20 protein-coding genes are annotated in these 25,115 nt (G+C 64.4%); 8 read left to right on the top strand and 12 right to left on the bottom strand.

Annotated features, from left to right (window positions below; genetic code table 11):
• Positions 1 to 18: 18 nt before the first annotated feature.
• Positions 19 to 1,161, top strand: a complete 1,143-nt coding sequence (locus AC2FMD_RS02625; RefSeq protein WP_496742375.1) for an alpha-D-ribose 1-methylphosphonate 5-triphosphate diphosphatase — start codon at positions 19 to 21, stop codon at positions 1,159 to 1,161.
• Here AC2FMD_RS02625 and AC2FMD_RS02620 read toward each other — a convergent pair whose 3' ends face one another.
• From AC2FMD_RS02620 to AC2FMD_RS02590, 7 genes are read right to left on the bottom strand one after another with little or no spacing between them, the layout of a single operon-like run.
• The gene (locus tag AC2FMD_RS02620; protein ID WP_496742374.1) at positions 1,162 to 1,638 is read right to left on the bottom strand and encodes a class I SAM-dependent methyltransferase; all 477 of its coding nucleotides are present in this window, start codon (positions 1,636 to 1,638) and stop codon (positions 1,162 to 1,164) included. It abuts the gene before it with no gap.
• A gap of 19 nt (positions 1,639 to 1,657) precedes the next feature.
• Positions 1,658 to 2,410: a polysaccharide deacetylase family protein gene (locus AC2FMD_RS02615; RefSeq protein ID WP_496742373.1), complete on the bottom strand. Its 753-nt coding sequence runs from the start codon at positions 2,408 to 2,410 to the stop codon at positions 1,658 to 1,660.
• Positions 2,407 to 3,549: a glycosyltransferase family protein gene (locus AC2FMD_RS02610; protein WP_496686852.1), complete on the bottom strand. Its 1,143-nt coding sequence runs from the start codon at positions 3,547 to 3,549 to the stop codon at positions 2,407 to 2,409. Before AC2FMD_RS02610 ends, AC2FMD_RS02615 begins: the two co-directional genes overlap by 4 nt.
• On the bottom strand, positions 3,546 to 4,130 hold the full coding sequence (locus AC2FMD_RS02605; protein WP_496742372.1) for a histidine phosphatase family protein: 585 nt from the start codon (positions 4,128 to 4,130) through the stop codon (positions 3,546 to 3,548). Before AC2FMD_RS02605 ends, AC2FMD_RS02610 begins: the two co-directional genes overlap by 4 nt.
• On the bottom strand, positions 4,127 to 5,203 hold the full coding sequence (locus AC2FMD_RS02600) for a glycosyltransferase family 4 protein (protein ID WP_496686856.1): 1,077 nt from the start codon (positions 5,201 to 5,203) through the stop codon (positions 4,127 to 4,129). Before AC2FMD_RS02600 ends, AC2FMD_RS02605 begins: the two co-directional genes overlap by 4 nt.
• Positions 5,203 to 6,450: a glycosyltransferase gene (locus tag AC2FMD_RS02595; RefSeq protein WP_496794623.1), complete on the bottom strand. Its 1,248-nt coding sequence runs from the start codon at positions 6,448 to 6,450 to the stop codon at positions 5,203 to 5,205. The genes AC2FMD_RS02600 and AC2FMD_RS02595 overlap by 1 nt, the downstream gene beginning before the upstream one ends.
• Positions 6,447 to 7,661, bottom strand: coding sequence for a glycosyltransferase family protein (locus AC2FMD_RS02590; RefSeq protein ID WP_496742409.1), 1,215 nt, complete (start codon positions 7,659 to 7,661; stop codon positions 6,447 to 6,449). Before AC2FMD_RS02590 ends, AC2FMD_RS02595 begins: the two co-directional genes overlap by 4 nt.
• 363 nt (positions 7,662 to 8,024) lie before the next feature.
• Between AC2FMD_RS02590 and AC2FMD_RS02585 the strand changes: the two genes are divergently transcribed.
• Positions 8,025 to 10,400 carry a mechanosensitive ion channel domain-containing protein gene (locus tag AC2FMD_RS02585; protein ID WP_496794622.1) on the top strand — a complete coding sequence of 792 codons (2,376 nt, stop codon included), beginning with the start codon at positions 8,025 to 8,027 and terminating at the stop codon, positions 10,398 to 10,400.
• Positions 10,401 to 10,423: 23 nt separating this feature from the next.
• On the opposite strand, the gene AC2FMD_RS02580 is transcribed toward AC2FMD_RS02585, so the two are convergent.
• Genes AC2FMD_RS02580 through AC2FMD_RS02560 form a run of 5 tightly spaced genes read right to left on the bottom strand, consistent with a single transcriptional unit; the run spans position 10,424 to position 17,641 of the window.
• A complete protein-coding gene (locus AC2FMD_RS02580) occupies positions 10,424 to 11,773 on the bottom strand; it encodes a CoA transferase (protein WP_496794621.1) in 1,350 nt (449 codons plus the stop codon).
• Complete coding sequence (locus AC2FMD_RS02575; RefSeq protein ID WP_496678964.1) at positions 11,770 to 12,924, bottom strand: ABC transporter permease; 1,155 nt, start codon at positions 12,922 to 12,924, stop codon at positions 11,770 to 11,772. Before AC2FMD_RS02575 ends, AC2FMD_RS02580 begins: the two co-directional genes overlap by 4 nt.
• Positions 12,921 to 13,949, bottom strand: a complete 1,029-nt coding sequence (locus AC2FMD_RS02570) for an ABC transporter permease (protein WP_496678962.1) — start codon at positions 13,947 to 13,949, stop codon at positions 12,921 to 12,923. The genes AC2FMD_RS02575 and AC2FMD_RS02570 overlap by 4 nt, the downstream gene beginning before the upstream one ends.
• A gap of 13 nt (positions 13,950 to 13,962) precedes the next feature.
• Complete coding sequence (locus AC2FMD_RS02565) at positions 13,963 to 15,876, bottom strand: ABC transporter substrate-binding protein (RefSeq protein WP_496742369.1); 1,914 nt, start codon at positions 15,874 to 15,876, stop codon at positions 13,963 to 13,965.
• Positions 15,869 to 17,641 (bottom strand): ABC transporter ATP-binding protein, encoded by a 1,773-nt coding sequence (locus AC2FMD_RS02560; protein WP_496742368.1) that lies wholly within the window; start codon positions 17,639 to 17,641, stop codon positions 15,869 to 15,871. The genes AC2FMD_RS02565 and AC2FMD_RS02560 overlap by 8 nt, the downstream gene beginning before the upstream one ends.
• Positions 17,642 to 17,875: 234 nt before the next feature.
• Between AC2FMD_RS02560 and AC2FMD_RS02555 the strand changes: the two genes are divergently transcribed.
• From AC2FMD_RS02555 to AC2FMD_RS02530, 6 genes are all read left to right on the top strand, one after another.
• Positions 17,876 to 18,373: a class I SAM-dependent methyltransferase gene (locus AC2FMD_RS02555; RefSeq protein WP_496711833.1), complete on the top strand. Its 498-nt coding sequence runs from the start codon at positions 17,876 to 17,878 to the stop codon at positions 18,371 to 18,373.
• A 92-nt stretch (positions 18,374 to 18,465) separates the two neighbouring features.
• Positions 18,466 to 19,095: a glutathione S-transferase family protein gene (locus AC2FMD_RS02550; RefSeq protein WP_496686868.1), complete on the top strand. Its 630-nt coding sequence runs from the start codon at positions 18,466 to 18,468 to the stop codon at positions 19,093 to 19,095.
• Positions 19,096 to 19,173: 78 nt separating this feature from the next.
• Positions 19,174 to 21,576: a GcvT family protein gene (locus AC2FMD_RS02545; RefSeq protein ID WP_496742367.1), complete on the top strand. Its 2,403-nt coding sequence runs from the start codon at positions 19,174 to 19,176 to the stop codon at positions 21,574 to 21,576.
• 2 nt (positions 21,577 to 21,578) lie between these two features.
• The gene (locus AC2FMD_RS02540; RefSeq protein WP_496794620.1) at positions 21,579 to 23,123 is read left to right on the top strand and encodes a trimethylamine methyltransferase family protein; all 1,545 of its coding nucleotides are present in this window, start codon (positions 21,579 to 21,581) and stop codon (positions 23,121 to 23,123) included.
• Between the two features lies 1 nt (position 23,124).
• The gene (locus AC2FMD_RS02535; RefSeq protein WP_496711830.1) at positions 23,125 to 23,811 is read left to right on the top strand and encodes a TetR/AcrR family transcriptional regulator; all 687 of its coding nucleotides are present in this window, start codon (positions 23,125 to 23,127) and stop codon (positions 23,809 to 23,811) included.
• Positions 23,798 to 25,102, top strand: a complete 1,305-nt coding sequence (locus AC2FMD_RS02530) for an NAD(P)/FAD-dependent oxidoreductase (RefSeq protein WP_496794619.1) — start codon at positions 23,798 to 23,800, stop codon at positions 25,100 to 25,102. The genes AC2FMD_RS02535 and AC2FMD_RS02530 overlap by 14 nt, the downstream gene beginning before the upstream one ends.
• Positions 25,103 to 25,115: the final 13 nt, after the last annotated feature.

The raw sequence follows: 25,115 nt of genomic DNA, 5'->3' as shown, positions 1-25,115 counted from the left end.
AAATCGTGTGAAATTCCGATGACAGATGAACTGATCCTTGCCAATGCCGCACTGGTTCTGCCCGACGAGATCGTACGCGGCTGTGTCCGGGTCGCCGGCGGAACCATCGCCGCGGTCGATCCCGGCCCTCGGGTTCCCAGGGGCGCGATCGATTGCGAGGGAGATTTCGTCGGCCCCGGTCTGGTCGAACTGCACACCGACAATCTCGAGCGTCACATCCAGCCGCGGCCGGGCGTCGACTGGCCCCACGCCGCCGCGATCATCGCGCATGACGCCGAACTGGCCGGTACCGGCATCACCACGGTGTTCGATGCGATGCGGGTCGGGTCGATCCCGTCGGGTGCGCGGCGGTATCTGCCCTACGCGCGCGGGCTCTCGCGCGAACTGTGGGACTTGCGGGCGCAGGACGCGCTGAAGATCAGCCACTTCCTGCATTTGCGGGCCGAGCTCTGCTCGGAAACCCTGATCGAGGAGTTGGCCGGTTTCGGCCCCGAGGACCGGGTCGGCATCGTTTCGCTGATGGATCACACGCCGGGGCAGCGCCAGTTCCGCGACCTGTCCAAGTTAGAGGCCTATCTGAAGGGCAAATACGCGATGAACGACGACATGTTTCTGCAACATGTTGCCCAATTGAAGGCCTTGCGGGACCGCAACGGAGACCGGCACGAACACGAAGCCGTGCGGGCCGCGCGTCGGTTTGGGGCGGTTCTGGCCAGCCATGACGACACCACGCCCGAGCAGGTGCGGGTGTCGGCAGGTCACGGCATTCGCCTGGCCGAGTTTCCCACCACCGTCGAGGCCGCCCGGGCCTGCCATGACCTCGGCATACAAGTGATGATGGGGGCGCCCAACGTGATCCGAGGTGGATCGCATTCCGGCAACGTGGCGGCGCGCGACCTGGCCCGACACGGATACCTGGACATCCTGTCGTCCGACTATGTGCCTTCGGCCTTGCTGTTGTCTGCCGTACAACTGGGCCGAATGTGGGGGGATATGGCGCGCGGAGTGAAGACTGTGACTTTGGCCCCGGCGCGGGCCGCCGGATTGACGGATCGGGGCGCGATTGAAGCCGGAATGCGCGGCGATCTGATCCGGTTCCGGATGCGGGACGCGGTGCCGGCCCTACGCGCGGTGTGGTCACGCGGGCGCCGCGTGGCTTGATCAGGCGCGATAGAAAAGATAGCGGTCGGGCGCGATGCTGTCGGGGCCGCGTATCTGTTCGAACCCCACCAGCGGCTGACCCGAGATCAGGAAGCCGCCGGGTACCATGACCCGGGCGATCAACGGGCTGAGCCGGGCGGCTTCGGCCACGTCTTCGTGCTTGATGCCGCGTCCAAAATCGTAATGCGCCAGCGCCACGCACGGGCCGCGATCGGCCAGTCTGGCCAGCATCGGCTCGGCCTCGCCCTGCAGGAAATCCTCGGCGGGGGGTGTGCTATCGGGGTGGCATTGCAGCACCCGGTCCATCACCCAGATGCGCCTTTGGGGCAGCATTTCGCGCAGATGATCATAGGTGCGGCCGTTTCCCAGACCCATGTCCAGCACGTCGCCGTCCAGGCCCGCGATCTGCGCCGCAGCCCAGTTCAGTCCGTCGCGCTGGGCGGTCAGACGGCGCAGCATGGAATCCAGTCGGCTCATCGGGGTCTCCCTTGGTCGTTCAGTGCGCGGGTACTGTCCAGATGCGGACCGGACCCTGCAGCAGGTGCGTCAGCAGTGCTTCGGTGAAATCCCAGATCTGTTGATCATGGACCAGATGGTGGGTCAACACGCCAAAAGGCTCCTGGGGGTCCGCGCGGCCCAGCCGGCGGTCGCGCAGCAACACCGTGGTTCGGGCGATCAGCCCATCGGGGTCGGCTAGCCCGCGCGTGCCACGCCAATCAATCGGGTCCAGATGGGTATTCACCTGCTCAAGCTCCGGCGCCGCCAGCCTTTGAGTGCGCGGGGTTGCCGTCGACAGGAACCGATAGCCCAGTTCGGGCAGCGTCGCTGCGACTTCGGGCGCGATCCGGTTCCAGGGCGGCACGAACATCGGGCGCAGCCGGTCCCGGAAATGGTCGCGCAATTGCGCAAGGCCGCGGCGGGCATCGTCCTTGATGGCCTCAAGTGGCCGATGCAGGCGGAATTCGGCCTTCTTCTCACCGGCAGGTGCGTGGTTGTGGTGGGCCCAGCCATGAACCACCGGAATCAACTCGGGCGTCCGGGCGATCAGGGTGGCAAGATCCGGCTGGGCCGCCTTCGGAATGACGGCCAGATGAACCGGCAGGCCCAGCCGCCGCGACAGGTCCGTCAGGCGTTCGAGTTGCGGCGTCGCCGCCATGGCATCATCATCGCGCCACCACAGCGGCAATGTCTGCCCGGCCCGGGACCAGATACGCAGTTCGTCCGCCAACGGGGTCCAGTCCCAGGTCATCCGCGCGCCTCCCGCAGCTGCAGGGCGATTTCGACCGTCCGATGCGCACCGTCAAAGCCTTGCGTGGCCGGAATGCGGGGGCCCTGTTCCATGACTGCTGCGACCGAACGGGCCAAAGCGTCTCCGGTCAGCTCCGCCGAGGACAAAACGCGCATCGCCGGCAAATGGGCGAGGCTACGGGCTCGCAGGGTCTGCTCCACCTCCTTGCCGTCATCAAACGGGATCAGGACGCCCGGTGTACCCGCTTGCAACAGGTCCATTGCGGTGTTGTACCCGCACATGCTGACGGACGCCCCCGCCAGAGGCAGCATGTTGCGAAAATCCGGGCGGACCGGCTCGATCGTGATCGGCCAGCCTTGGGCCAGTGTGCGCAGTTCATCCATGCGGGTTTGGGCGTCGCCGCCGCCGACCAGCAGCCGCCAGCGGCTGTCTGGCATCTTTCGGGCGGCCTCGATGGCCGCGCGAAAGATCGGCTGCCCCACCGAACCGCCACCAGCGCTCACCAGAACCTCGCCTGTCCCGATGCCGTCGCAATGGGGCAGCGGCGCCGGCGGTGCGACGAAACCGGTATAGTGCAGGCGGCTTTCCAACCGCTCAGACACCGGCCAGCTGACGCTAAGGGGTGTGACTTGTGGGTCGGAATGCACCAGCACGCCGTCGAAGAATTCGGCCACGATCTCGTCGGCCCGTTCGGCCTTCGCGGGCTTGGAAGGGGGTGCCAGGATGTCGCGGATCGAACTCAGCACAACCGGTCGCGCCGGTAGGTCCTTTGCCGCCGACAGCAGGGCAAGAAACTCGGCGCTCAGGCTGCGGCGGCCGAAGGGGAACAACTCGGTAATCAGAATGTCGGGCTGACCGGTTTGCACCGCGTGCGCCAGCATTGCGGTCCGTTTCGCCAGATAGTCGGGGTCAGCGGGCTGGCCGCTTTCGGTCAGCAACCGCGTGAAATCGGTGCCGTCCGAGCGCAGCGGCGGCAGTTGAACGAGGCTCAGGCCGGCACGATCCAGTTGCGGCGCGGGCATCCCGCCCGAGACGACCGTGACCGCGTGCTCGGCCTGGGCAAAAGCCCGCCCCAGCGTCAGGGCCCGGCTGAGATGCCCGGTTCCCAACAGATGGGTGACGGCGATCATGACCTTCATGACATGTCCTCGCGCGGGGTCAGGCTGACCGGTTCGGGTTCGGGCTGCATCCGGTCCAGATCGACAACATACAGGCGGTTGCGTTTGATACGGAATGGCGCAGGGCCGGCAAACCCCCACCCCCAGGCCCGGGCCAGAATGACGCGCATGATCCCGATATGGCAAACGGCGACCGCATCGGTTTGCAGACCGGCCAGCCAGGGCTCGAGCCGGGCCCAGAGCTCAGCCGGGCTTTCGCCGCCGGGGGGGCGGTAATCCCAGCCCCAATCCTCAATATGGCGGTAGCCGCTGTCGGGGTCGGCGATCAGGTCCCGCCCGCGCTTTCCTTCCCAGTCGCCCCAGTCCATCTCGGTCAGGGCCGGATCGGTGCGCGGCGCGCGCCCGGTGACCAATTGTGCCGTTTCGGTCGCGCGGCTCAGAGGGCTGGACCACAACTCAGCCTCGTTCCAAGGGGGCGGCAGGCGCAGGCCGGACAACTGGGCGCGGGCTTCGTCGTCCAGAGGAATGTCGCTGCGGCCCTGAATGCGTCCGGCACGGTTCCAGGTGGTATGACCGTGTCGCAGCAGGGCCAGACGTGTCATGTGCGGTCCTCCAGCAGGGGTGCGACGCCAGCCCAGAACTGGTCCGAGGCCGCAGGCATCAGGTGGCGTTCGGCGATATGAACGCGAGCCTTCCCGCCTTCGGTTCGTCGCAGGTCGGTATCGGCCAGAAAGTTGTCGATACGGGCGGCCAGCGCCTGCGGCCCTTCCTCCGGCTTGGGATAGCACGAGGGCGCCAGCACGTCCCGCACTCCGGGGCGATCCTGCGCCACCACCGGCACTCCGGCGGCCTGCGCCTCGAGATAGGTCATGCCATAGGCCTCGTTCACGCCCGGCCAGACCAAGAGCGCGGCGCGCGTATAGGCATCCTGCATCGCGGGGGCGTCCAATTGCCCAAGAAAGCGCACCCGCGCGCCGAAAGGGGCCATCAGGGCCTGAACCTGCGCCCGGGCCGGGCCGTCGCCGGCGATGTCCAGCGACCAGTCCCCTTGCAGCAGGGCCAGCGTCTCGGCCAGGATCGTATACGACGCCAGTTTGTCGCCGGGCCGCATCATGCCCACGGCCAGCATCGGTCCGTCGCAGCGCGACCGGGGCGGCAGATCCGTACGCGGCAGGAACGGCGGCAGCTCGATCAGCGCCTGATCGCCATACCGTTCCCGCTTCAGCGTGATAAGGTCATTCGCCGTGTGATAGAAGATCACCCGGGCCGCATCGCACGCGTCATGGGCAGCGCGGGCGAACCCGGCCCATGGCCCGGTCAGGCGCGACAGGGCGCGGGTGCTTTCAAGTTGCACGTAAGGAAGGCCGCGGGCCTTGGCCACAACCGGCCCCAGCAGATCGGGCGCCTTGTAATAGTTGTGGTAGGTTACCCAAAGCCCGGTATCGCCGGGCAGGTCGGCGATCAGCCGTTCGGCCTCGGACCGGGCGGCCCGACGCAGCGCGGCCTGGACCGATGCGTCCCCCGTCTTGTCATAGATGCGCAGGCGCGAGACCAGATCGACCGGGGTTCCATTGGCCCCGATTGCGGCCATCAGGTTACGAGCCATCTGCCGGTCGCCCGACGGTATCGGACTGTCCGGCGCTTTCATCGGCGCGTAGAAGGCCACCCGCGTCATCACCCCTGATCCGCGCACAAGGCCCGCAGCCGGGCCGACAACCGTGCGATGCCGGGTTCCATGCGGAATTCGGAAATTAACCGGTCATGGGCCGCGTCGGCCATAGCCGCGGCTTTCGCGGGTTCTGCCGCCAGGGCCGAGATCGCACCCGCCAGTGCGTCAGGCTTGTCGGCGGACAGAACCCCGTGCACCCCATTTTCGATGAATTCAGGGATGGCCGAAACCGGCGTGGACAGGATCGGCAGCTTCTGAGAAGCGGCCTCCATCAACACATTGGGCAAACCATCCCGGTCGCCATCCGCCGCGATGCGGCTGGGCAGAACGAACAGGTCGGCCGCGCGCATGGCCGCGATCACCTCGGGCTGGTCGCAGGCACCCCGCCAGGTGATGCGGCCCGACAGACCCAGGGATGTGGCCAGGTCTCGCAGGCCGTCCGACAAGGCACCGCCGCCGATATGGGTCCAGTGCCAGTCGAGCTGCGCGGGCAAAAGCGCCAGCGCCTTCAACAGACGGTCAAAGCCTTTCTTTTCGACCAGCCGGCCCACCGAGAGCATGCGGAACGGCGCGCCGACCTTTCGCAATGGGCGGTCTGGCGCGTGCGGGAATCTGGACAGGTCCAGCCCATGATAGATCAGCTCGACCCGGGCCGGATCGTCGGCCAGCTCGCGCAGGTGGCGGGCGCCGACCGCAGTGCAGGTGGCGCCGAAGGCCGCGCCATGGGTGCCGGCCTGCAGCTTTTCGCGCTTCTCCCAGTCGGGCGAGGTCCAGATGTCCTTGGCATGGGCCGAAAAGCTCCACGGCAGACCCCGCATAATCGCGGCATAGCGCGCGACCGAGGACGGCGTATGCATGAAATGCGCATACAGTGCGCGGGTTTCGGCGGGCAGTTCGGCGGCCAGAACGCAGGCCTGACCGAACCGGCGGATGCGGTTGTGCGTGGGGTCGCGCCGCAGATCCTGCCGCCACTGCCGATAGGCGCGGTCGTATCCCGGCAAGGCTTGCGCGGCCCGGCGCCCCGCCCAGACCCGTTCGGGTTCTTCGAACAGGTATTCCGGCAGGTAATGGACCGTGCCGGCGAACCGGTCGTGCAGCGGGTGGCGCTTGGTGTCTGTCGGGTGGCGCAGCGACCAGATGTCGAAGTCGTGGCCCGCCTCTTGCAGGGCAACCAGTTCCTGGGCGATGAACGTCTCGGACAGGCGTGGCCAGCCCTTGACCAACACCGCCAGCCTAGGCGCGGTTCTGCTCATCCGGTGGCGCGCTCCCGTTCCTGCGACAGCAGGGCATCGACGCGGCCGGTAACATAGTCGAGCCCGTCCAGCAGGCCGGCGCGGATCGCCTGCGACGGCAGTGGCTGGTTCGGCAGGTTGCGGATGGCAGCAATCATCGCCTTTGGCGTCAACCCATCGCGGGTTTCGTCCAGCATGCGGACGAGGCCCAGGTCTTCGGCGCGCGAGGCGCGGATCCATTGTTCCAGTCGCGGCGTGGTGCGCGGCACGATCACGGCACGTTTGTCAAACGACAACACCTCACAGAAGGTGTTGTAGCCGCCCATGCACACAACTCCCGCCGCACCCGCGAACAGGGTCTCGATCTGCGATTCGAACCCCACCGCGGTCACCCGCCCGTTCAGGGCCGCGACACGGGCTTCGAACTCGTCGCGCAATTCGCCCGACAGGAAGGGGCCATAGACCAGCACGGCGCGCGGCGACAGGTCCGGGTCCTGCTCGTAGGCCGACAGCACAAGGTTGACCATGGCCTTGCCATCCCCGCCGCCGCCGGGCGTGATCAGGATGTACGGCTGTTCCGGCGGAGTGCCGACCGGGCCCAGGTCGCGGCGCAGATAGCCGGTCCAGTGAATGCGGGCCTGGGTCGCGGGGCTGAGCGGCAGGCCCCGGGTCGGGTCATAGACCGAACGCAGACCATAGACCCAGATTTCGTGGTAGAATTTTTCGGTGGCGGTAACCGCATCCTTGCGGGCCCATTCGGCGGCCAGAACTTCGGGTTCATCGAGCACGTCGCGCAGGCCCAGAACCAGCTTGGCATGGCCGGTTTCGTGCAACTGCTCGAGCGTCGGCAGCAGTTCGCCACGGAACCCAGTGGGCTCTTTGTCGACGATCAGAACATCGGGGGCGAACTGGCGTACGGCGGTCTGGATCAGGCCTGACCGCAATTCGGTCACTTCGTCGATCCCCATGCCGATGGTCTGCGCCGCATAGGAGCCATCCGCGCGTTTGGTCACGCCGGGCAGGCGCACATGGTCGACGCGTCGTGGAAAGGTGAACCGACCGGCGACCGGGGATCCGGTCAGGATCAGCGCCGAGGCCTGCGCGTTGGCCTGCGTGATCGCGGACGCCAGCGCGCGTGATCGTCTGAGGTGGCCCAGACCGAACGTGTCGTGGCTGTAGAACAGGATGCGCGGCGCGCGGCCGGTGATTTGGTCTTTTGTGCCTAGGCCCATGCCTTCGCCCGTTTCATTGGTCTCGGTGCATTTTCCGCGCGTTCGCACCTGATAGCGTATCTTTTCCGGGTCCGCTTGCCAAAGGCGCTGTTTCAGCGCCGCAAATGCGTCAGGCATTGCGATTCGGCAACAGCCCTAGGGCATTTGCCGACGTGGACCCGAAACGGGTTTGCTGGCGCGGGATGGCCGGTCTCGGATGTGTTACTCGGAAATCAGGCATTTGAAAATATGCCGGCCGTCAGGAATGTTGGAAAAAAACACGCCACTACACGTTGTCGGGAAATCCCGGCCGGACGGTTTGAACAGGGCCGCGCGCGCCTGTAGGCTGGCGGACAGCCGATATGAAATTGGGTGCAAAGCCTTATGAATCTGACAATTCTTGTCCGCGTGATGTGCCTGTGTTGGGCGATGATGGTCGCAGGTGCGGTGCAGGCGCCGGCCCAGACCTCGCTGATTCCGGGGTATCCGACGGGGTCGGACGACCAGGTCGCGACGAGCAGCGACTCGGATATTGCCGCCGCCATACGCGCGGCAACCGAGGCAGGGGCCAGCGTCATCGTGATTGACAGTGCCGGAAAGGTGGTGCCCTCGGGTGCCGGGTCCACCGCTCGGGCTGAGGACGCGCCGCATGATCCGATGTCGGAAAGCTCGCAGTTGATGAAGGCGCAGGAGCGCGTTGCCAAATTTAGCGAGGCCGTCCGTTCGCGGTTCGAGGCGTTGCCCTATTCGATCTTCGAGGTGCGATACATTCTGGAACAGACCAGCCCCGATGGTCGGATCATGACCTATGTCGAGGTTCTGGGCTGGAACATCCTGTTCCTGCTGCTGGGTCGGTGGCTGTCGATCGAGCTGTACGGCAAGCGTTTTGCCCGACGGTGGGTCGTCGCCCGGATCAAGGAAAACCCGCAAGGGTATCGAGAAAAGATGCCATTCCTCGTGTTCCGGTTCCTGATGGGAATCGGGGCCACCGTCTTTGCCATGCTGATGGCGCTGTTGGTGGGCTATCTGTTCTTCGGCCAGTCTGAGGACGTCTCGATCCAGTTCACGGTGACCGCCATCTTCACGGCCTTTTTCCTGTCGCGTACGGTTTCGGACCTGTGGCGCATGGTGCTGTCACCCTATCTCAGTCAATATCGCCTGCCGCCGTTTTCGGACCGGGACGCCAAGCGGCTTTACATCTGGGCCTCAGCGCTGGCGACTTACGACATCACCGCGGTTCTGTTTTCGACTTGGGTGGCGGATTTTGGCCTCAACTACAACGTTTATGCCATGGTATATGGCAGCCTGACCCTGATCGGGCTGGTCGGAAACATCCTGATGATCCTGTTCAACGCGCGGGCGATCTCGAACGCGATCCGGGGCGGGCGCAGGCCGGATCAGGTGTCGTGGCTGCTGCGTTTCGTATCCTTCGGCTGGGCGCCGGTGCTGATCGTCTACCTGGTGTTCAGTTGGTTCAAGTTGGCGGTGGATCTGGTTCTCGAAACCGAGGATTCGATTCCGATCGTGGCCAGCAGCTATCTGATCTTCATGTCCGTGGTCATCGCCTACGGGGCCATGAACTATGTTCTGGAACGGTATTTCGACCGCAATCGCCAGATCGAGGCGATAAACGCCGAGGCAGACACGGATGACGAGGCGCGCGAGACTTCGGAAACGCCCGAGGCCGAGCAGCGGCGCCACACGATGGTCACCTACGAGGATCTGGCCCGGCGGGTGGCCGGCATTCTGGCCTTCGTGGTCGGCATCTATGCGCTGGTGGTCATCTGGAATCCCGAAGCCAGTTGGAGCGAGGATCTGCCCGTCGGGCGCGCGCTGGACGTGATGGTGATCCTGTTCATCGGGTATATCCTGTTCCATTTCTTCCGGATCTGGATCGATATGAAAATCGCCGAAGAAGTCGAGGATGGTGGCGGTCAGGCCGAATTGGGCGACGAGGGCGGCGAAGCCAGCCAGAGCCGGTTGGCAACACTGCTTCCGCTGTTCCGCGGCGCCATTCTGGCCATCGTGGTGGTCTCGATCGGGTTGATCGCCCTGATGGAGGTTGGCATCAATGTCAGCCCGTTGTTTGCCGGCGCCGGTGTCGTCGGCCTGGCGGTGGGCTTTGGGGCGCAGACGCTAGTGCGGGATATCTTTTCGGGCGCGTTCTTTCTGTTGGACGATGCGTTCCGCAAGGGCGAATATGTTGATATCGGCGACGTGAAGGGGACGGTCGAAAAGATCTCGGTCCGGTCGATGCAGCTGCGCCACCATCTGGGGGCGCTGAACACCATACCCTTCGGCGAGATCAAGGTGCTGACCAACTATTCCCGCGACTGGGTCATCATGAAGCTTCCTCTGCGGGTGACCTATGACACCGATGTCGAAAAGGTGCGCAAGCTGATCAAGAAGCTGGGGCAGGAATTGCTGAGCGATCCGGTGATCGGCGACAATTTCATCCAGCCTCTCAAATCGCAGGGCGTGATCGAGATGCAGGATTCCGCGATGATCATCCGGGTCAAGTTTATGACCAAGCCGGGCGATCAATGGCTGGTGCGCAAGCGGGTCTATCAGGAGATCAGGGAACTGTTTGCGCGCGAAGGCATCCAGTTCGCCCACCGTGAAGTGACTGTGCGACTGGCCGACGGCAAGGAGGCCGGCGACCTGACGCCGCAGCAGCGCGAGGCGGTGACCGGTGCGGTTCAGGCCGCGATCGACGAAGACTATCTGGACGATATCGGGCCGGGCGGCGATGACCGCTGACCGAGCGGCGGTGGCGCGTGGGGTCAGGACGGCTCCCACACGGGGGAGGAGGTGCCCAGCTGGGACGCGTGCAGGGGCCAGTGCATGCCGGCCGGCCCGACGTTCAGTGCGGGCTTCAGACGATGACCCGGCCCCCACCCCGATTGCTCGGTGTCGTGGGCATAGTCCGCAGGGGTCGGCTTGGTGATGTCTTCGGTGGTCTCGGTCTTGGCGAGGCTGGCCAGAAGCTCGGCCGTGCGGGCCAGCGACAGCCGGGCATCCATGACGGAACGGCCCAAGGTGGCCTCGGTCAGGGCCGAGAGGACAGCGGCGGCCATCAGGTACCCGGTCGCGTGGTCCAAAGCCTGAACCGGCAGCGGGGTCGGTTTTTCAGCCTTGGCCCACAGGCGGCCGGCATCGGCGATACCCGCGCTCATCTGCACCAGGCTGTCGAACCCGCGCCGGGTCGCCCAAGGCCCCTGCCAGCCATAGGCGTTCAGCGTGACCTCGATGCGGTTGGGGGCAATCGCGTCGCGTTTGGCCTTGTCGAGGCCCAGTGCGTCCAGCGCCCCCGGGCGATAGCCGTGCACGAACACGTCGGCTTGGGCCAACAGGTCCTGCAGTCGGTCCACGCCTGCCGGCGATTTCAGGTCCAGATGGGCACAGCGCTTGCCCAGTGAAATGTCGGGGATCACCCCGGGCTCGTCCCAGCCCGGAGGGTCGATCCGCAACACCTGCGCCCCGAACCCCGCCAGCGTCCGGGTCGAGACCGGCCCGGCCAGAACGCGGGTCAGGTCCAGAACCCGCAGCCCCGACAAGGGGCGGGCAGCGGTTGCCTGGGGCCGGTCGCGCAGCGTGATCCGGCGCGGACCGTGCCAGCCGATCAAGGGGTCGCGAGCGACGGCGCGGCCCTGCGGGTGGTCGAGCCACTCGGTGCGGCTGCGCATGGCTGCCGCAACGCCGCCCTCGGCCACGATCCGGGTTTCCAGATCCGAGATCGACCAGCCGCGGATCGCTTGCGTCACCGCAGCGCGGTCGGCCGGGGTGCCCAGCACTCTGAGCGCGGCCGCCCGGTGATGCGGCAGGTTGGTGTGCAGCCGGATCCAGCCGTCGGCGGCCTGGTAGTCGCCGGCGATTGGATCCCACAGGTTCGGCATTTCCCACCCGTCGGGTTTGAAGGAATACCCGAACCAGAGCGACGCACAACGACGATCGACCGACACGGCCGGCGCCGTGGCGGCAAGGTTGGCGGCCTGCATGAACCGGGCAAGTTCGATCCCGACGGCGGCGAAGCTGGCAGTGGCCAGGTTCGAGACGGCAAAGGCGCTGGCAAGCGCACCGGTCCCGCTGACCCGATAGGCCTCGGCCGGCGGAAGCGAAGCCAGCAGGCTCATTGTTGATAGGGGTCCAGGCTGTCGCGCAGCCCGTCACCCAGGAAATTGAAAGCCAGCACCACCACGATGATCGGCAGCATCGGGATGGCGGTCCAAGGGTAGATCTCGATCGAGGCAAGGTTCTGCGCGTCGTTCAGCATCACGCCCCAGCTGACCGCCGGTGCCCGCAGTCCGAGGCCCAGGAAGCTGAGCGCCGTTTCCCCCAGGATCATGGCCGGGATCGACAGCGTGGCCGAGGCAATCAGATGCGACATGAAGTTGGGCAGCAGATGCTTGCGGATCACCCGGCCGGAACTGGCGCCCATCATCTCGGCGGCGCGGACATATTCCTCTTCGCGCAGCGACAGGAATTTGGCGCGCACGGAACGGGCCAGGCCGGGCCAGTCGAGGATGCCGAGGATGATCGAGATGATGAAGAACACTGCCACCGGTGACCAGTTCGACGGCACCGCCGCCGACAGCGCCAGCCACAGGGGCAGTTCGGGCAGCGACCGCAGGATCTCGATCACGCGGTTGATGACCCAATCGATCCGCCCGCCGAAATAGCCGGCCAGCGATCCGAACAGGATACCCAGGAAGAACGAGACCGAAATGCCGATCAGGCCCACCGTCAGCGACAGCTGCGCGCCGTAGAGGATGCGGCTGAACACGTCGCGGCCCAGCCGGTCGGACCCCCACAGGAACAGGGTCGTGCCCTCGGGCGGGCAGAACAGGTGCGTGTTGGAAGGGATCAACCCAGCCAGTTTGTATTCCGAACCCTCGCAGAAGAACCGGATCTTGCGCGGGTCGTCCGTGTCGGTCACGAATTTCCACTGGAAGGTCTCAAGATCGGCCTCGGCCACGGTCGGATAGACGAAGGGCCCGATGAACTCTCCGTCGTGAAACCAGTTCACCGATTGAGGCGGGGCGTACAGGTGCTCTCCGTTGCGGTCATTCGGCCCGTAGGGCGCAATGAACCCGGCAAAGGGCAGCATCAGGTAGCACAACAGCAGGAAGATGCCCGAGATCAGGCCCAGCCTGTGCGTCTTGAACTTGCGCCAAACCAGCACCCAGTTGGGAGCGTCTAGGTCCTTGCGCTCCAGCTCCTGCAGGGCGGCCTGCGGGTCGAACGGGGCGTCATCGACATAGCGGCCATCGGGAAGTCTACTCATGCCTCACGCCCCTCGTAGCGGATGCGCGGGTCAAGCATGACCAGCAGGATGTCGGAAATCATGGTGCCGATCAGGGTCAGCAGGGCCACGAACATCAGGATGAAGGCCGACAGGAACTGATCCTGTGTTTTAAGCGCCGTCAGCAGAGTGGGGCCGATGGTCTGCAAACCCAGCACCACCGACACCAGAACCGAGCCCGACACCATCGAGGGCAGCAGGTTGCCGATATCGGCCACGAAGGGGTTGAATGCCACGCGCAGCGGGTATTTCGTCAGCATCCGCGACGGCGCCATCCCCTTGGCGATGGCGGTTTCGACATAGGGCTTGCCCAGTTCGTCCAGCATGTTGGCACGCAGGCGCTGCATCATCGCCGAGGCGCCCGAGGTGCCAATCACGAAGGTGGGTACGATCAGATGCACCAGGATCGACTTCATCTTGTCCCAGCTCATCGGCTGGCCTTCGTAGATCGGGTCCATCAACCCGCCGATGGGCAGGTTGAAATAGCGGTGGCCGTAGTAGAACAGGATCAGCGCCAGCAGAAAGTTGGGTGTGGCCAGCCCCAGATAGCCCACGAAAGCGGTCGTGTAATCGACCCAGGTCCGGGATTTGGCCGCCGCCATCACGCCCAACGGCAGGGCCACGGCATAGACGAACAGGATGGCCGCCAGGTTGACCACGACCGTCAGCCACAGCGTATCGCCCACGATCTCGGCCACGGGGCGGTCGAATTCGAAAGACCAGCCATAGTTGCCTTGCAGCAGCCCCTCGAACCCGTGGGGGCCGGGGATAAACCCCATCCAAATCAGGTATTGTTGCCACATCGGCCGGTCCAGCGCATATTCCTTGCGCAGGAACTCGGCCTTGGCCACGCCCGCCGACTGCCCCGAGGCCTGCAATTCCGCGATCTGGTTGCTGAGATAGTCGCCGGGCGGCAGGTTGATGATCACGAAGATCATCACCGACACCACCAGAAGCGTCAGCAGCATCGTGAAAAAGCGATACACCGCATAGCGGAGCATGATCATCGGTCAGCCCTCGTCAGTCCGCCAAGAAGAATTCGTCGGGCCGGTGCACTCCGAAATGTGCGCCGGGTTCCCATGCCCACATGGCTTGTTCCGGCACGTTGCGCAGGCGGTTGGATAACACGATCGGTTGCGGCGCTCCGTTCAGGATGCCGATGGCATAGACCTGTTCGGCGTGGATTTTGAGCATGGCTTCCCAAGCCGCGCGGCGCTGGTCGTCGTCGGTGGCGACCTGCCAGTCATGGGCCAGTTCCAGAAGGCGCTGCGCCTCGGGCAGATCGGGCGGCTCGCCGGAACCGCCGCCGGTTTGATAGTGCTGACCCCATTTCGGCCAGGACAGAAACACCTGGTCGGTGGGCGCCACATACAGCGGCGAAGTATAGACCTGCGGAATACCGTTGTCCCATCCGTACCAGACCGAGGCCATCGTGTTTCCGGCAAACACCCGGTTGCGCAGAATGTCCCGGTCAAGCGGGCGCATCACCAGCTTGACGCCAATCTCGCGCCAGGTGTCGGTGACGATCTGCAGCGCGTTCTCGACTTCTTGCCTTTCGCCGGCGGTTTCGATCACCAACTCCATCGAGCGGCCGTCGGGCAGCAGACGGATGCCGTTCCTGTCCCGCTTGTCCAAGCCGGCTTCGTCCAGCAGGGCATTGGCCTGGTCGACATCGAACTGCGCCCAGGCCTGCGCGTTCTCCTCACTGTAGAAGGGCGAGGCCGGCAGGACCGACATGGCCGCCGGATGCGCCAGTTTGAAATACAGGGCCTGATTGATGGTCTGCCGGTCGATCGCCAGCGACAGCGCCCGGCGGACGCGTACATCGCGCAGCACATCGCGCCAGACCGCGTCTTCATAGTTCAGATTGGGATAGATCGCGATTTGCGAGGCGACACCGGTCTTCCACAGCAAGGTCTTGTAGTTGCCCTGCGCCTCGCCCTTTTTCAGGATCGAGGCATCGCGGAAGTCAAGCCCGCGGCCCTGCAGATCGGTCTCGCCGGCATTGGCCTTGGCGGCGACCAGGCCGGGCGCGATGATCTCCATCTCGACCACGTCGATATAGGGCAGTTGCACGCCCTTGGCGTCGATGCGGTGATAGTAGGGATTGCGTACGAAATTGTGCCGGATCTTCTTGCCCGAGCTGGCATTCAACCAAGGCTGAAGAGTCGGCAGTTCGTGGTTGTCGTACTTGTAGAGGTTGTCCAGCTTGTTGTGCAGCGCGGCCCAGCTTTTGACGCGGGCATCGTCAACCTGGAATGCAAGCTCTTCCTTGTCGGCGTATTTCTCGTGATAGCGTTTTAGGAATTCGGCCGGCCGATAGATGAAGGGCGGGCGCGCCTGCGCCAGCGACTGAAGGAAGTTCGGGTTGGGATCTTCCCATTCATAGATCACGGTCGTTTCATCGGGAAACGAGACCTTGGGAAACTTGCCCTCAATCCGCAGGAAATCGGGTGGGCCCGAGGGGCTGAGCAATTCGTTGTTGGCGACGTCCTCCCACCAGTACCGGAAATCTTCCGACGTGAAGGGCTCGCCGTTGGACCATTTGTGGCCTTTGCGCAGATGCAGCGTGAACTTGCGGTTATCCTCGTTCTCGTAGCTGGCCAACAGGTCGGGAACCAGGTTGTAATCGGCATCATAGCCCACCAGCCGCGCATAGCCATAGACGACCATCTGGCGGATGTCCTTGGACCGGGTGACCATGGTGCGCAGGGTGCCCCCCTGTTTGCCAAAGGCGCGGCCCTTGGCCTCCAGATCCACGATCAGCGGCTCTTGCGGGATACGGTCCTGTATCGGTGGCAGGTTCCCGGCATCGACCTCGGTTTTCCAGAATGTGCTTTCCTGCAGATCGGGCGGGGTGTCCGCCTGTGCGGCAAGCCCGAAGGCAGAGGCCAGAACGGTGGCCAGCGTCAGTAATCGAGGGGTCTTAAACATGGCAACGTACCTTATGGCCGGGCTCCATCTCTACCAGTGAAGGTATCACGGTGTCCGAGAAACGAAAGGCGTCATCCCAACTGTCCGGTGATCCGGCGCCTAGGGCGACGAGCTTCAGGTCGATAGGGCGGTTGATGTCGGGCTCGGGCTGGGCCGCGATCAGCGCCTTTGTGTAGGGGTGGCGGGGATTGTAGAACAGCGTCTCGGGCGGGGCCTGTTCGACCACCAGCCCCTGCCGCATCACGGCGACCTCGTCCGCGATTCGGGCCACCACTGCTAGGTCGTGCGAGATGAAGAAATAGGACAGGTTCAGGCTGTCCTGCAGTTCCTCAAGTAGTGTCAGGATCTGTTCCTGCACCGAAACATCCAGCGCCGAGGTCGGTTCGTCGCAGATGATCAGCGTGGGGTCCAACATCATCGCACGGGCAATCGACAGTCGCTGGCGCTGTCCACCAGAAAAGGCATGCGGATAGCGTTTCAACATGTCGGCGTTCAGCCCGACGCGCTTGAGCATCTCGGCCGCCTTTTCGCGTTGCTCCGCCGAGGTGCCGATCCCGTGAATCTCGAGCGGTTCGGTCATCGCGTCTTGAATGCGCATCCGCGGGCTGAGCGAGCTGTAAGGGTCCTGAAACACCATCTGCGCTTTGCGCTGGAACACGGTACGTTCGGCGCGCGTCATCTGATGCACCTGGATCGGATCGTCCTGCGGCGTAGCGCGAAACAGAACCTCGCCGCCGGGATCGGGCAGTTCTGCGCCCAACGCGATGCGCGCGGCTGTGGTCTTGCCCGACCCGCTTTCGCCGACCACGGCCAGCGTTTTGCCCCTTGCCAGCTTCAGGTCGATGCCACGACAGGCGTGGATCAGCTTGTCGGCCTTCCACCCGCGGCCCGCCCGCATCGTGTAGGTCTTGGAAACGCCCTTCATCTCGAGGATCAGATCCTCGTCCGGCATGGGGATGCCCACGGCGTCCTCGTCTGGGATTTCCGGCGCGGCCTCGAACAATTGCTGCGTGTAGGGATGCGCCGGTTCGCTCAGGATCAGCGCGGCGGGACCCGCCTCCATCACGCGGCCCTTGTGCATCACGACCACCTGTTCGGCCATGTTGGCCACCACGCCCAGGTCATGCGTCACAAGGATCAGCGCCATCCCGGTTTCCTGCTGCAGGTCCTTGATCAGCCCCAAAACCTGCGCCTGCGTCGTCACGTCCAGCGCGGTGGTGGGCTCGTCGGCGATCAGCAGGTCGGGCTTGGCCACCATGGCCATGGCAATCATCGCCCGCTGTCGCATCCCGCCCGACATTTCAAAAGGATACGAGTCATAGGCCCGCACGGGATCGGGAAAGCCGACACGTTCGAACTGTTTCAGCACTTCCTTGCGGGCCTCGGATTCCGAGGCCCCGCGATGCAGCCACAAGACTTCGCTGACCTGGTTGCCGATCTTGTGCAGCGGCGACAGCGACCGCATCGGCTCTTGAAAGATCATCGAGATCCGGTTCCCCCGGATGTCGCGCATCCTGCGCTCGCCGAGCGTGGCAAGATCAAGCTGATCCTGCCCGGTGCCGAAGGTGATCGTGCCCTTCCGTATCTGCGCCGCGCGGGGCAGGATACGCAGCACTGCCCGGCATGATATGGTCTTGCCCGACCCGGACTCTCCGACCAAAGCCAGCGTTTGTCCGGCCTCGACATCGAAGCTCACATCTTTGACGACGGAGTCTCCGTCCCCGAAACCGATGCTTAGGTCTCGGACAGACAGCAAGGCCGTCATGCGGAGGTTCCGCCCGTTTGGCCGCCGGTGGGCATGGCTTTGATCAACTCCCTGTTTTTTGGACGCAGTTTCGCGCGCCCGGGGGCAACTAGTCAAACACCTTCTTGGGGGAAAACGTCGCGGACTCGCGTCCCTTGGTGCATTGTCCCTACACAAAGCCTTGAGTTTTTGTCATCCAAGGCCCGACCGGTCCGCGCCAACGGGCCTGCAAAGGTATCACGGAGAGATCAGATCGTGCCACATCAACAAAGCCGCTTGGACCTGTTCATCGACCGCATGGTTTCGCAGCGGGCCTGCCTGGATGCCGCCATCGCCCAGACGTCCGGCATGGCCGGTCCGGTGTTCGAACTGGGGCTGGGCAACGGGCGGACCTATCATCACATGATCCAGCGCATCCAGGATCGTCCGGTCTATGTGTTCGAGCGCGCGGTGGCCTCGCACCCGGATTCAACCCCGTCCGAAGATCGTCTGATTCTGGGTGACGTGCGCGAGACGCTGCCCGCCGCGCTGGATCGGTTCGGCGCAACCGCCAGCCTGATTCACGCCGATCTGGGCGGCCACAACAGGGAAAAGAACGATGCCTTCGCCCGCTTCGTGTCGCCGCTGATAGAACCACTACTGGCCGAAGGCGGTTTGATGGTCTCGAGCGACCGGATGTATTTCGAAACGCTGACGGAACAGCCCCTCCCCGAAGGCGCGGTTCCGGGTCGCTGCTTCATCTACCGGCGCTGAGCGGCGTTCCGCAGGGTCACTTTGCGCAGGGACTCGATCCCGGCACGGCGGGCGGTCTAACCTTCGCGTGACGTTCACGCAAAGGACCGCCCATGCTGTTTTACGATTGCTCTACCGCTCCGAACCCGCGCCGCGCCCGCATGTTCATCGCCGAAAAAGGGCTGCAGATCGAAACCCGCGACATCTCGATCGCCAAGGGCGAGCAACTGAGCGAGGCGTTTCGCAAGGTGAACCCCCGCGCCACCATTCCGGTGCTGGTTACCGACGAGGGCGCCGTTCTGACCGAGAACCTCGGTATCGCCGCCTATCTCGAGGCGCGCTTCCCCGAGCCCCCGCTGATGGGGCGGACGCCGGACGAGAAAGGGCTGGTGCTGATGTGGAACGCGATCGTCGAACAACAGGGCGGGGCGCCCATCGCCGACGCGCTGCGCAACACGCATCCGGCCTTCAAGGACCGCGCCATTCCCGGCCCGCAGAACCACGCGCAGATCCCTGAACTGGCCGAACGCGGCATCGCGCGCGTCGGGGCGTTCTTCGACCTGCTCGAAGAACGCTTGCAAGACAGCCCCTTCATCGCGGGCGAGGCGTTCTCGCTGGCCGATATCTCGACCTTCGTTTTCGTGGATTTCGCCCGTGTCATCAAGATGCGCATCCCCGAGGGCAACACGGCAACCCGAGCCTGGTTCGACAGCGTGCAGGCGCGGCCCAGCGCCAGTGCCTGACAGCACTGTACAGAAATGTCTAGACAGAAGTGAACAGTGCCCCTAGCGTCCTTTGGGAATCGTCCAGGGGAGGTCGGGATGAAATCGCAGTATCGCGTTGTGGTCATCGGGGGTGGCGTCGTCGGCGCCTCGGTTCTGTATCATCTGGCCAAGTTCGGTTGGTCGGATGTGGTCATGCTGGAACGACGGCGTCTGGCGTCGGGGTCGTCATGGCATGCGGCGGGGGGCATCCACGCGCTGAACGCCGATCCGAACATGGCGGCGCTGCAGGCTTACACGATCGACCTTCTGAGCGAGATCGAGAAGGAATCGGGTCAGAATATCGGCCTGCACATGACCGGTGGTCTGACGTTGGCCGGAACCCCCGAACGGTGGGAGTGGTTGCAGGCGAATTACCGCATCTTCCAGTCCATCGGCATAGACGATTGCGAATTGCTGAGTCCGGAAGAAGCGCAGAAACGCTGCCCGATCATGTCCACCGACGGCATTCTGGGTGCGATGTGGGCCGACCGCGAAGGCTATATTGATACCACGGGCACCGTGCAGGCTTATGCTACCGCAGCCAAAAAGCGCGGGGCAGAATACTATGAGGAAACCAAGGTTGAAGAACTGATCCAGACCGCCGATGGCTGGCAGGTGGTGACCGACCGGGGCACGATCACCTGCGAACATGTGGTCAACGCTGCCGGCCTGTGGGCCAAGCAGGTGGGGCGTATGGCCGGGGTCGAGCTGCCGGTCTCTCCGCTAAAACACCACTATCTGATCACCGACACGGTGCCCGAGGTCGCGGCGGCCGATTTCGAGATGCCGATGACCGTGGATCTGGAGGGCTTCACCTACATGCGGCAGGACCAGAAGGGCGTTCTGGTTGGCATCTACGAGGTCGATCACGAGCACTGGGCCATGGACGGCGCGCCGTGGAATTATGGCGAGGAGCTGTTCCAGGAGCAGCTGGACCGCATCGAGAACGAACTGACGCTGGGCTTCCAGCGCTATCCGGCGATCCAGAACGTGGGCATCAAGACATGGGTGAACGGTGCGTTCACCTTCTCGCCTGACGGCAACCCTCTGGTCGGTCCGGTGCCGGGCAAGCGCGGCTATTGGACCGCCTGCGCGGTGATGGCCGGGTTCCTGCAGGGTGGCGGCGTCGGCAAGACCTTGGCCGAATGGATGATCCATGGCGAGCCCGAGGCCGATGCCTGGCCGATGGATGTGGCGCGCTATGGCGACTTTGCCCAGAACAAGCGCTACATCCGCGAAACCACCGGCCAGTTCTATTCCCGCCGCTTCGTGATGACCTATCCGAACGAGCAACTGCCCGCCGGACGCCCTTTGAAGATGTCGCCGGCCCATGACGCAATGACCGAGGCGGGTTGCAAATGGGGCATCAGCTGGGATCTCGAGGTGCCGCTTTATTTCGCGCCCAAGGGGTTCGAGGAAACGCCGACGCTCAAACGCTCGAATGCCTTCAACATCGTGGCCGAGGAATGCCGCACCATCCGCGAGGGCGTGGGCCTGATGGACATCACCGGGTTTTCACGGTTCGAGGTTTCGGGGCCGAATGCGGAAATCTGGCTTAACAAGGTGATGGCCTCGAACCTGCCGGGACCGGGCCGCGCGAAACTGGCGCCGATGCTGGGCGAGAACGGGCGGCTCAAGGGCGACCTGACGGTTCTGAACTGGGGCGACGGCACTTGGTGGATCATGGGCAGCTATTACCTGCGGGCCTGGCACATGCGCTGGTTCGACGATCACATGATCGACGGGGTCACCGTGCGCGACCTGGGCGAGGAGGTCTGCGGCTTTGCCGTGATTGGCCCGAAATCGCAGGCGGTGGTCGAGAAACTGGCCGAGCAGGATATCTCAACCCTGAAATTCATGGGCTGCGGTGACTACGACATCGGCCTCGTGCGCGCCCGCGTGGCCCGCATGTCGGTCACCGGCGAAAAGGGCTATGAGATCAACTGCCGCTATGGCGACCACATCGCCCTGCGCCACGCGCTGCTTGAGGCCGGAGCCAGCGAAGGCATCCGCGAATGCGGCTTCAACGCGATGCTGTCCACGCGGCTTGAGAAGAGCTTTGGCATCTGGTCGGCCGAATTCACCCAGGCCTACACACCCGGCATGACCGGCTTGGACCGCTGGATTGACTGGGACAAGGATTTCGTCGGTAAGGACGCAGCTCTGGCCGAGCGTGAGGGCAACGGCCCGGCGCAGGTTCAGGTGACGCTCGAGGTGGACGCGCTGGATGCGGATGCCAGCGGGTACGAGCCGGTCTGGGCGGGCGACCAGCGCGTGGGTTTCGTGACCTCGGGCGGGTATGGCCACTATATCGGCAAGTCGCTGGCGATGGCGCTGGTGGACCGGGACAAGGCGCAGCCGGGAACCGAACTGTCGGTGCACGTGGTCGGGGTCGAGCGTCCCGCGCGGGTGATCGCGCCGTCGCCTTATGACCCCGAGGGCAAGGCGATGCGGGGCTGATCGTGGCGGCGCGGGGCAGGGATCGCCGTCGGCGGGGCCGGGGCGCTGAGGCCGTACCCGCGACCCATCGGGATGTTAACTATCGCCAGGTGCGCAACCCGTTTCCGGTGATGGAGGTCTTTCCCGCCGACCAGATCGCCGACATGCACGAAACCGCTCTCCGCACGCTGGAGGAACTGGGCGTCAAGGTCCTGCTGCCCGAGGCGCGGCGCCTGTTCGCCGCCGCGGGGGCGCTGGTGGATGAAGACAGCGAAATGGTGTTCATCGGTCGCGATCTGGTCGAGGCTGCGGTGGACTCGGCCCCGAAATCCATCGCCTGCCGGGCAGGGGCGCGGCATCGCGACTTCACGCTGGAGCTGGGCAGCCTGGTGTTTCAACCCGGCGCAGGCGCGCCCAATGCCACCGATCTGGAACGCGGCCGCCGCCCGGCCAGCGGGCAGGATTACCTCGAGTTCCTGAAGCTCACCCATCATTTCGACGTGTTCCAGATGATTTCGCCCCAGGTTGAGCCGCAGGACGTGCCGACTCACCTGCGCCACTATTTCACGACGCAGTCGCAGATGGAGTTGACCGACAAGTTTCCGTTCTTCTTCTCGCGCGGGACGCCGCAGGTGATGGATTGTTTCCAGATGCTGGCCGTCGCGCGGGGCCTGTCGGATGACGAGTTTCGCGCCCGGCCGCATTGCTACACCATCATCAACACCAACAGCCCGCGCACGCTGGACATTCCGATGGCGCAGGGGCTGATCGACTTTGCCCGTCACGGGCAGATGTCGATCATCACGCCGTTTACGCTGATGGGAGCGATGGCGCCGATCACGGTCGCGGGCGCGATCACCCTGTCCCATGCCGAGGCGCTGGCCGCCCTGACCCTTACCCAACTGGCCAATCCCGGCGCGCCGGTCTGCTATGGCACCTTCACCAGTAACGTGGACATGAAATCAGGCGCCCCGGCCTTTGGCACGCCCTCGCATTTCCAGGCCTCACTGGCGGCGGGGCAACTGGCGCGGCATCTGGGCCTGCCGTGGCGGTCGGCGGCCGGGTCGGCCTCTAACGCCAATGACGTGCAGGCCGCCAATGAAAACCAGTTCGGGCTGTGGGGTTGCCTGATGGCGGGGGCCACGGTGATCATCCATTCGGCCGGCTGGCTGGAAGGGGGGCTGACCGTGTCCTTCGAAAAGCTGATCTGTGATGCCGAGGTGCTGAACATGGTGGCCGAGCTGTGCGCAGGGGCTCAGGCGGGTTCGGCCGAGATCGGGTTCGACACTGCCTTGCGCGAGGTCGAGCCCGGCAGCCATTTCTTTGCCGCCAGCCAGACGATGGAGCGCTACACCACCGAATTCTATGAACCGCACCTGCATGATTATGCCAATTTCGGCACCTGGACCGAACGCGGATCGGTCGATGCGAACCACCGGGCCAATGCGGTTTGGCGGGACATACTGGCCAATTTCGAACCACCCGCGCAGGATCAGCCGGGGCTGGACGCCATGCGCGACTTCATCGCGCGCCGAACCGCCGAGGGCGGCGCACCCCCGGAGAGTTGAGATGAACAGCAAACCCATCCTGCATCGTGACGACCCCAAGGCCGAGCCGCTTGTCGGCAACGTCAAGGTCACGCGCGATGACTGGTTGAACGTTGCGATGGATGTCTTGATCTCGGACGGGGTCGAGCAGGTCAAGGTGCTGAACCTGGCTGACCGCATGGCGGTGTCGCGGTCCTCGTTCTACTGGTACTTCAAGTCCCGGCAGCACCTGCTGGATGCGCTGCTGGATCGCTGGCAGGCCACCAACACCGCCGCCCTGATCGCGCAGGCCGAAGCCCCGGCCGAGACCATCACCGCCGCCGTCTGCAATGTGCATCGCTGCGTGGTCAACACCGCCTTGTTCGACACGGCGCTGGATTTTGCCGTGCGCGACTGGGCGCGGCGGTCGGGCAAGGTGCGGCGGATGCTGGACCAGTCCGATGCCCGCCGCTTGGCCGCGCTGCGCGCCATGTTTGCCCGCTATGGCTATGAGGCGGTCGAGGCCGAGACCCGCGCGCGCGTGCTGTACTACATGCAGATCGGCTATGATCTGGCCCAGTTGAACGAGCCATTGGCGACGCGCCTGTCGTTGGTGCCGCATTACCTGTACGTCTTTACCGGGGTCGAACCGAGGCCCGAGGAAATCGAGGAATTCAGCGCATATGCCAAGCGCTGCTGGGAGGGAGGATCAAGCCATGAGCCAGCCTGACGCAATCATCATCGGAACCGGCGTGATCGGCGCGGCCATCGCGTTCGAGATGGCCAAGGCCGGGTGGAAGACCCTCTCGCTGGACCGCAACGCGCAGGTGGGGCATGGCTCGACCGCCGGGTCCTGCGCGATCATCCGGATGCACTATTCCACCTTCGACGGCACCGCCTTTGCGTGGGAGGGCTATCACTACTGGCGCGACTGGGCCGACTATCTGGGCCTGCCCGACGGGGCCGATCTGGCGCAGTTCCGCGAGACCGGGTGCCTGGTCATGAAGGCCGAGGCCAACGGCCACTTGGAAAAACACAAGAAATACAGCGCCGAGTTGGATTGCCCCTTCGAAGAATGGTCAGCCGAACAGATTCTCGACCGCCTGCCGATCTACTCTCTTGAAAGTTTTGCCCCGGCCAAGCGGATGGACGACCCGGAATTCGGCCAGCCGAACGGGGCGCGGATGGGCGGCGGGGTATTTTGGCCTAAGGCGGGTTATGTAACCGACCCGGCCTTGTCGGCGCAGAACCTTCTGGATGCTGCCAAGCAACACGGCGCGCAGGTACGGACCGGGGTCGAGGTCGTGGAAATCTTGCAGGAAGGTGGCAGGGTCAAAGGCGTCCGGCTGGCCTCGGGCGAAGAGATTCACGCGCCCGTGGTGATCAACGTGGCCGGGCCGGGATCGTCGATCATCAACCGCATGGCGGGTGTGCTGGACGACATGACCATCGAAACCCGCCCGCTGCGGCAGGAGGTGGTACATGTTCCGGCGCCCGAAGGGTTCGATTTCGAGCGTCAGGGAACCATCGTATCGGACAGCGATATCGCCTGCTACTGTAGGCCGGAACACGGCAACCACATCCTGATCGGATCCGAGGACCCGGACTGCGACCCGCATCAGTGGTGCGAGGACGATGTGCACTACAACCACGACTTCACGGACCAGTGGACGACGCAGGCGATGCGATACGCGCAGCGCGTTCCCAACCTGGGCATCCCCTCGCGGATGCGGGGGGTCGTGGATCTTTATGACGCCTCGACCGACTGGATCCCGATCTATGACAAATCCAGCCTGCCGGGCTTTTACATGGCCTGCGGCACCAGCGGGAACCAGTACAAGAACGCGCCGATCGCAGGCAAGATGATGGCCGCGCTGGTGGAGTATTGTGAGGGCGGTGCGGATCACGACGCCCAGCCCCTGCAATTCGAGCTGCCCTATATCAAACGTACCATCGACGTGGGTTTCTATTCCCGCAAGCGGCCCATCAACGATGAAAGCAGCTTTTCGGTCCTTGGCTAGCCATGCCGGACAA

It is taken from the genome of Ruegeria sp. BHSC276 (assembly GCF_059612945.1).
This window is presented reverse-complemented; position numbering and strand designations above follow the sequence as displayed.